Annotated in this window: 7 protein-coding genes and 1 tRNA gene; 2 read left to right on the top strand and 6 right to left on the bottom strand. The window is 37.7% G+C overall.

The genetic code is table 11. The annotated features are described in order from the left end of the window. Positions 1-2011 (top strand): ribonucleoside-diphosphate reductase subunit alpha (locus tag ABGX27_03170; protein ID MEO2068492.1); only part of this gene is annotated, 2011 nt, incomplete at its 5' end. Between the two features lie 39 nt (positions 2012-2050). After that, positions 2051-3085: a ribonucleotide-diphosphate reductase subunit beta gene (locus tag ABGX27_03165; protein MEO2068491.1), complete on the top strand. Its 1035-nt coding sequence runs from the start codon at positions 2051-2053 to the stop codon at positions 3083-3085. 34 nt (positions 3086-3119) lie between these two features. On the opposite strand, the gene infB is transcribed toward ABGX27_03165, so the two are convergent. The 6 genes from infB to lptD all read right to left on the bottom strand — a co-directional run bounded on the left by infB (position 3120) and on the right by lptD (position 8527). Continuing rightward, complete coding sequence (gene infB, locus ABGX27_03160; protein ID MEO2068490.1) at positions 3120-5783, bottom strand: translation initiation factor IF-2; 2664 nt, start codon at positions 5781-5783, stop codon at positions 3120-3122. 46 nt (positions 5784-5829) lie between these two features. Beyond that, positions 5830-6177 carry a YraN family protein gene (locus tag ABGX27_03155; protein MEO2068489.1) on the bottom strand — a complete coding sequence of 116 codons (348 nt, stop codon included), beginning with the start codon at positions 6175-6177 and terminating at the stop codon, positions 5830-5832. Next, positions 6077-6775, bottom strand: coding sequence for a ribonuclease HII (locus tag ABGX27_03150; GenBank protein MEO2068488.1), 699 nt, complete (start codon positions 6773-6775; stop codon positions 6077-6079). Before ABGX27_03150 ends, ABGX27_03155 begins: the two co-directional genes overlap by 101 nt. Further along, positions 6757-7134: a 50S ribosomal protein L19 gene (gene rplS, locus ABGX27_03145; GenBank protein ID MEO2068487.1), complete on the bottom strand. Its 378-nt coding sequence runs from the start codon at positions 7132-7134 to the stop codon at positions 6757-6759. Before rplS ends, ABGX27_03150 begins: the two co-directional genes overlap by 19 nt. A gap of 85 nt (positions 7135-7219) precedes the next feature. After that, a tRNA-Arg gene (locus ABGX27_03140) sits at positions 7220-7296 on the bottom strand. Positions 7297-7348: 52 nt separating this feature from the next. Beyond that, positions 7349-8527, bottom strand: a complete 1179-nt coding sequence (lptD, locus tag ABGX27_03135; protein MEO2068486.1) for an LPS assembly protein LptD — start codon at positions 8525-8527, stop codon at positions 7349-7351. Between the last annotated feature and the right edge of the window lie 88 nt (positions 8528-8615).

The raw sequence follows: 8615 nt of genomic DNA, 5'->3' as shown, positions 1-8615 counted from the left end.
AACATCCAAACTTGCATACGTTGGAGGTGGAGAAGAATACCTAAAAGTTGTAAAGGATCTTGTAGAAAAAGGGTTATACACTAAGGAAATCTTAGAAAGCTACTCCCCTTCTGAAATAGTAGAGGCTGGAAACTACATAAAACTTAACTACGATTTCCTTTACGATTATGCAGGAGCGAACCTACTTGCAAAAAGATACCTTTGCATTTACGAGGACTATCCAATAGAACTTCCCCAAGAAATGTACATGTCAATATCTCTAATGCTTGCAAAAGACGAGCCAAAAGAAAAGAGAATGGAACTTGTTAAAAAGTTTTATGATCTAATCGCTGGTAAAAAGTTATCTTTGGCAACTCCTATCCTTATAAACCTAAGACGTCCCAATGGGAACCTTTCATCTTGTTTTATTACTGCTATGGACGACAACCTCGACTCAATAATGTACACATCAAACCAAGTTGCCCAAATATCCAAAAGAGCTGGAGGCGTTGGCGTAAACCTTTCAAGAATTAGAGCTCAAGGGTCTTGGATTAAGAAAGTCTTTGGAGCAAGCGGTGGAGTAGTTCCTTGGATAAGAATTCTTAATGATATAGCTGTTGCTGTAAACCAAGAGGGAAAAAGAGCTGGAGCTGTTACGGTAGCTTTAGACGTATGGCATTTGGACATTTTCGACTTCTTGGAACTTAAAACGGAAAACGGAGACTTAAGAAGAAAAGCTTTCGACGTATTTCCTCAAGTTGTAGTTCCAGACCTTTTTATGGAGAGAGTAAAGACAAATGATGATTGGCTGTTGGTTGATCCATATGAGGTAGAAAAAAAGTTTGGTTTTAAGCTTTATGAACTTTGGGGAGAGGAATTTGAAAAAGCCTATATGCAGATAGAAAACGAAAGCGATAAGCTTAAACTTAAAAAGAAAGTAAAAGCAAAAGAACTCTTAAAACAGATACTAAAAACACAAGTAGCAACTGGACTTCCTTACATATTCTTTAAAGATACAGCGAACAGACTGAACCCTCTAAAACACGACGGGTACATAGGAAATGGAAATCTATGCATGGAAAGTTTCTCAAACTTTAGACCTTCCAAAGGTTTTAAAACCTATTTAGAAAACGGAAAAGTCGTTTCAGAAGTTGAAGAACCAGGGCTTGTTCATACTTGTAATCTCCTTTCCATAAACCTTGCAAATATAGAAAATGACGAAGACCTAGAACTTGCAGTAAGGACAGCAGTAAGGATACTTGATAACACCATAGACCTTACAACTCCTCCAATTTTGGAAAGCAAACTTCACAACGACCGCTATAGAACAATAGGAATTGGAACGCTTGGTCTTGCAGACTACCTTGCCAAGAGAGAGATACCCTATGGAAAGCAATCTTTAGATGTAATAGACGAACTTTACGAAAAAATTGCTTACTACGGTATAGATGAAAGCATAAACCTTGCAAAGGAAAGAGGAAAATTTCTTGCCTTCGAAGGTTCCGATTGGAGTAAAGGAATAATCATAGGAAAAGATAAGGGTTACCTTCTACAAAAGACACAGCTTAAAGAAAAGTGGCTTACAGTCTTAGAAAAACTTAAAAAATACGGAATTAGAAACGGACAACTTTTTGCAATAGCACCAAATACAAGTTCTGGACTCTTACAAGGAGCAACCCCTGGAGTACTACCACCATTTAGCAGGTTTTACATCGACAAGAACCAAAAGCAAGCAGTTCCAATATGTCCCCCATATCTAAAGGAAAGATTTTGGTTCTACAAGGAAAGTAAATTCATGGATCAAAAAGAGGTAATAGACGTAATTTCCATCATCCAGAAATGGGTTGATAGTGGAATCAGTATGGAGCTTCTCTTTAATCTTAATCTTGGGATAAGAGCAAAAGATATATTTGAGACTGTTATGTATGCTTGGGAGAAAGGAATAAAAACCATTTACTACGTCAGAACCATCCAGAAAGACAGTCAAGAAATGGTTTCTAAGAAAGAAGGGTGTATAGCATGTGCAAACTAGTTTAGGGAGGAAAAAATGTCTGACATAAAAAAAGAACTGATGAAACCAAGACCTATCTTTAATCCAAACGGTGACGACGATCCAGCAAAAAGAGGAATTCTTTTTGGAGATACCACAAACATCTTTAACCTCAACGATATAAAGTACGAATGGGCTACAAAGCTTTATAGAGCGATGATGGCAAACTTTTGGATTCCTGAAACCGTTGACCTTACCCAAGACGTTCAGGACTACAAGGAACTTACCGACGATGAAAGACAGGCTTACGATGAAATTCTTTCCTTTTTAGTCTTTCTTGACTCAATTCAAACAACGAACATTCCAAACATTGCAGCATATGTTAAGGCACCTGAAATAACGATAGACCTCTCTATTCACGCTTATCAAGAAGCTATACATTCGCAAAGCTACGGATATACAATTGAATCTGTTGTTCCCAAAGAACACAGAGAAGCTGTTTACTATTGGTGGAAAAAAGATCCAATCCTTTTTGAGAGAAACAAGTACATTGCAGACATCTATCAGAAGTTTTTAGAAGAACCAACTATGGAAAACTATGGAGAAGTCTTAGTTGGAAATTACCTTCTTGAAGGTCTTTACTTTTACAACGGATTTATGTTCTTCTACAACTTAGCCTCAAGAAACTTAATGCAGGGAACTGCAGACATAATTCGCTACATTAACAGAGACGAACTTACACACGTTATTCTTTTTGAACACTTTATGAAAGATCTAACTGACGAAAACTTTAAAAAGTACTTACCAAAAGACAAGATTTATGAAATGTTCAGGATAGCTGTTGATCAGGAACAAAGATTCAGCAAGAAAGTGATTGGGAACAAAATCTTAGGAATGAATGAACAATCTATAGAGGACTATACTTACTACATTGCCAACAAAAGGCTTAAAGCCCTTGGACTGGAACCTATATTCCCTGATAGACCTAATCCGTATGAACACTTAGAGAGGATTGCCGATACAGGTGGAGAAGGAAACGTAAAGGCTAACTTCTTTGAAGCCACAGTTACTTCTTACAATCAAGCAAGTGCTGTTGAAGGATGGGATGAGATTTAATATTTAAATGGCGGCGGAACGCCGCCAAAGTTATTTAAAGTTCTCTTGCTACTTCTTCAATTGTGTAGCATTCAATAACGTCTCCAACTTTAATGTCGTTAAAGTTCTCAAGACCTATACCACACTCATAACCGGCCTGAACTTCCCTAACATCATCTTTAAATCTCTTGAGAGAAGCAATCTTTCCTTCGTAAATAACAACACCATCTCTAACAAGCCTAACGTTTGCATTTCTTCTGATTACTCCATCTTTCACATAGCAACCGGCGACAGTTCCAACTCCTTTAATCTTAAAGGTCGCCCTAACCTCAGCAGAACCAAGGTAAACTTCTTTCTCTTCTGGAGCAAGAAGACCCTGCATAGCCTTCTTAATTTCATCAACAATATCGTAGATAACTCTGTAAGTTCTAACATCGATTTTTTCTTGTTCTGCAGCTTTCCTTGCGGCAGAATCGGGTCTTACGTTGAAACCTATAACGATGGCATTTGAAGCTGCTGCAAGCATTACGTCGTTTTCGGTAATTGGTCCAACACCGGCATGAATAATCTTAACCTTAACCTCATCTGTAGATAGATCTTCTAAAGATTTCCTAATAGCTTCTATGGAACCTTGAGCGTCTGCTTTAAGGACAACCTTAAGTTCCTTAATATCCCCCTGCTGAACTTGAGCAAATAGTTCCTCAAGAGATACTTTCTTTTCTTTCTCAAGGGCAGATTCTCTTGCAAGTTCTTGTCTTTTCTCAGCGATTTTTCTTGCAGTTTTTTCATCCTTAACGACTACAAACTTATCTCCTGCAAGTGGCACACCATCAAGCCCAAGAACTTCTACAGGAGTAGAAGGTCCAGCTTCCTTAATAGGATTACCTTTGTCATCAAACATTGCCCTTATCTTTCCAGCATGGAGACCTACGACGACTGCATCACCAACTCTTAAAGTTCCTGATTGAACCAAGAATGTAGCAACTGGCCCACGTTTCTTATCAAGTTTTGCTTCTAAGACAACTCCACGGGCTTTTTTATCAGGATTTGCCTTAAGCTCCATAAGTTCAGCTTGAAGGGCGATCATTTCAAGAAGTTCATCAACTCCTTGTCCAGTCTTTGCAGAAACAGGAACCATTATGGTGTCACCACCCCAATCTTCAGGGATAAGCCCATATTGAGTAAGTTCTTGTTTAACTCTCTCAGGATTTGATCCTGGTTTATCTATCTTGTTAATTGCAACGATTATTGGAACACCTGCGGCCTTGGCGTGGTTTATAGCCTCTATAGTTTGAGGCATAACTCCGTCATCTGCAGCAACAACAAGAACGGCAATATCGGTAACCTGTGCTCCACGGGCTCTCATAGCTGTGAAAGCTTCGTGTCCAGGAGTATCAAGGAAAACAAGCTTTTTCTTTCCTTCGCTTGTATCAACTTCAACAACGGAAGCACCAATATGTTGTGTAATTCCTCCTGCTTCCCTTTCAGCAACGTTTGTATTTCTTATGTAGTCAAGAAGTGTAGTTTTCCCGTGGTCAACGTGTCCCATTACGGTAATAATCGGAGGCCTTGGTTTTAGATCCTCCTCTCTATCAGGAGTTTCCTCCAACTCTTTCTCAAAGAGTGTCTCTTCTTCTTCTGCTCCTTCAAGCTTAACCACTTTGCCGTACTTTTCTGCAACCTTACCTGCGGTTTCAAAATCTATAGGCTGATTTATAGCTACAAACTTTCCAAGAGCTATCAAGTCTTGTAGAAGTTGCGTAGGATCAACTCCTAGTTTTTCGGCAAACTCTCTAACAGAAATAACCTCAGGAATAACAACTGTTTTTGCTCTTTCTTCCTCTTCAATAAGTCTTTGAAGCTGTTCCTCTTCAGAAAGTTCTTCGAAGGGAATTTCTTCCTTAACCTCTTCTTTTTTCTTCTTCTTCCGTTTCTTTCTTTTAGCTCTGTTCTTTTCCTCAATTTTTCTCATAAGCCCTTCAAATCTTTTTTGATCTTCCAATTCCTTCTGTTCTTTCTTTCTTTCAGCTACAAGATCCTCAGCAGTTTTAGGCTTTTCCTTATCTCTACTGTCCTTAGTAGAAGAAACAAGTTTTTCAAGCTGTTCTCTTGTAACCTTTTCCTCTGCTACTTTCTGTTTCTCTCTATCCTCTCTTTTTGCCTTTCCAATCCTTTCAGGTCTTTCCTTCCTAGAAGGAAACTTCCTTTCCCCTTCCTCACGTTTTCTAAAAGGCTTTCTCCTTCTACGGCGTCTTCTTGCAAGTTCTTCAGGGGAAAGAATCCTAACTTCAGATTTTCTCCTCGGTCTTTGTCCTCTATCTCTCTTTTCTTCTACTTGCTGCACTTTCTGTTCTTCAGATTCCTTTCCTTTATCCTCAAACTTTTGTTCTTTCTCGACTTTTTCTTCCTCTTTTTTCACTTCTTCAAAGGTAGATTCTTTCATAGATTCAGTTTTTTCAGGTTCTTTGGATACTACCACTCCTTCTTTCTTAACTTCTTTCTCCTCAATAGGCAAGACTTCTGCTTCTTCCTTCTTAGGTTGAGGTTCTACTTTTACAGGTTTAATAAATTCCTTAACAAGCATTACCTGTTTTTCATCAAGTCCCGATTGAGTACTTTTAATTTGCATATCAAGTTCTTCACGAAGCTTATTCAAAAGCTCTTTTGGAGACATACCGAGCTCTTTTGCAAGCTGGTAAACTCTTACCTTAGCCAAAATAGACCCTCCATTTACAAACGGTTAGAATTTAAGCGAATTATATCAACTAGAAAGCATCTTTTATATGTTCTATATCAAAGGATTCTCTCCCTCTGTAAGTTATTCCTATAACGTCAAACCTAATAAAATCATAGTCAAGGTTAAACTTTGTCAGGAAGATTTCTGCTGTTTTCTTTAGTCTTTCCTGCTTTTTCCAATCAATGGACTCTAGAGGAGTAACTAAAGAACCTTTCTTCCTTAGACGTACTTCTACAAAGATAAGCGTTTTTGTTGATTTTTCAAAGGCAATAATATCAATTTCTCCGTAAGAGCTCCTGAAATTTCTCCTGATAATATCGTAACCTTTCGCAAGTAGATGCTGGGAAGCTACTTCCTCCCCCCATTTTCCTTTCAACTTTTCCAAAACTCCTCCTATGAACAGGAGAAACTCCCCACTTTTTTATCATTTCTACGTGATGTTTTGTTGGATAACCTTTGTGTTTTTCAAAGCCGTACTCTGGAAAGAATTTTGCCAAGTCTTTCATAATGAAATCTCTAACAACCTTAGCTACAACACTTGCACAAGCACAAGAAAAACTTTTCTCATCGCCTTTAACAAGTGCTAGAGAATTTTCTTTAAACTCCTCCAACTTAAGAGCATCAGTTATAAGAAACTCTGGTTCTACCGAAAGGGAGGATATGGCTCTCTTTACAGCTAGCTTTGTAGCGTTAAGAATGTTTAACTTATCTATTTCCGTAGAATCAGCAAAACCTACGCCAACGGAAACAGCTTTTTCAAAGATTTCATAAAAAAGTCTTTCCCTCTTTTTTTCTGTTAACTTTTTCGAGTCTTTAAATAAAAAGGGGTTAATGTTTTGCGGGAAGACAACAGCAGCAGCAACAACCGGTCCAGCTAACGGCCCTCTTCCCGCTTCATCTATTCCAGCAACAAATTTAAAACCTTTTTCCCATAGACTCTTTTCAAAGGAAAGTATTACTTCTTTGTCATCCACTCTTTCTTCTCTTTAATTTTAGCAGCTTTACCTTTGAGTTCTCTGAGGTAGTAGAGTCTTGCTCTTCTTACAATACCTCTCTTGAGAACTTCCACTCTATCAATAACCTTTGTGTGGAATGGGAAAGTTCTTTCGATTCCAATTCCGTAGGAAACTTTTCTAACTGTGAACGTGGCGTCTGTTCCAGATCCTCTCTTTCTAATAACAACTCCTTCAAAAGCTTGAATTCTTTCTTTATCTCCTTCCTTAACTTTTACGTAAACTCTTACTGTGTCTCCTACTCTAAATTCAGGAATATCATTTCTCATATATTTTTCCTGAACAGCCTTGATAAGTGCGTCAAGTCCTCCAATAGACATAGCAGACCTCCGTTAAACCTTGAATTAGAGCGAGTGTGAATTTTAAGGAATTTTTTAAAAATGTCAACAAAAAGAATAAAAAAAATGGTGCGCCCGGCAGGGATCGAACCTGCGGCCTCGAGATTAGGAATCTCGCGCTCTATCCTACTGAGCTACGGGCGCACCTTTGCTAGGTAGAAAAATATGAAGGACAATTAAAGGTGTCAACGTCAAACTACTCTTTCTTTCCAATAAACCTGTAGCCGTAATTTCCAACCTTTAGAAGGTTCACAACAAGAAGTACCTGATAATCAACTGTGTTATCGTAATTTCTTACCCATCTATAGGAAAGTCTCCCATTCCAACAATTCCTTTTTACAGAGATCGCATACTCCCTTTCCCTATCCTTTGATAACAAAAGATCATACCTTTGTGAGTAAGAAAAACTTAAGTACTTCCCTAATGGAATAGAAACTCCCCATCTAAGGTAATTGTTTAAAACTTCCTTGTTAAATTCATAGTAATGGTTAAGCCACAAAGAGAGAAGTTTAGACTTTGCTGAAAAGTAAGTATTTGCTTTGTTAAGTTCTGAATCTTTTACTGAGTAAAATAAAGTTTCTCTAAAAGTCATTTTCTTTGAAGGAGAAAAATCTAAATCAAACTTCCACAAGCCAAAATGGTCTTCTTCGTTTTGAAAATCATAAAGAGCTTTCAAGGATAATCTTGCAACTCTTCTACCAGAGTAATAAACAAAAGAATCAAGAAAAGTATTTAAGGATTTTTCCCCTTCTATTCTATCGGTAGTATCATAAAATGGATTGGAACTTTGATCTTCTTCTTCTCTATAAAGAACTTCCAGACGTGGATTAAATGAAAAAGACAGTTTTTCTGTCAAGGGAAAGAAAAAATGGGTAGTTACGGTATCTTTAAATTGAAATATACTCCTATCTCCTCCGTGCTGGTATTTTGTTAATAAGACACTAAACCTTGAAGAGTTCTTTAACCTTTTCCACCTCTTTCCAAAAACTAAAGCTGGTTCAACGTTTAACCTATAACCGCTTCCTCCAGCTTCCCTGTAAAAGTAAGTAAAGTCCAAGTCATTACTGAAAGAAAACGGAGTATTCCCTAAAGGAATGTCAAGAAGGTAAAGACGAATATTAGGAATCCTCTGGTAGATAGTTGCGGTTGATCCATCTAAAGAACGAAGGTAGACAGCATTTACGTTAAGTATTGCATGCTTCCAAAGTTTTGAAAAGGTAATATCCGATTTAGTGTAAGCCTTCGTTTTTTCCTCAGGGCTAAACGTTTGGCTGGATATAAAATAAGTTCTACTGTTTATCAATTCTGAGTTAATGCTTCCGTAAAATTGGTCATTAGGAAAAAATTGATGAGAAAACAGGTAGATGCTTACCACCTACTGAAAAACAACTTAATTTCCTCAAATCATTAGGTTACCAAGAAATTCCTACTTGCAGAAAAGATGCGTCGGAAAAGATCGAAGA

The sequence above is a fragment of the Desulfurobacteriaceae bacterium genome (assembly GCA_039832905.1).
GTDB lineage: Bacteria > Aquificota > Aquificia > Desulfurobacteriales > Desulfurobacteriaceae > Desulfurobacterium.
Note: the sequence above shows the minus strand (reverse complement) of the source record. Positions and strands in the feature narration are given on the sequence as shown.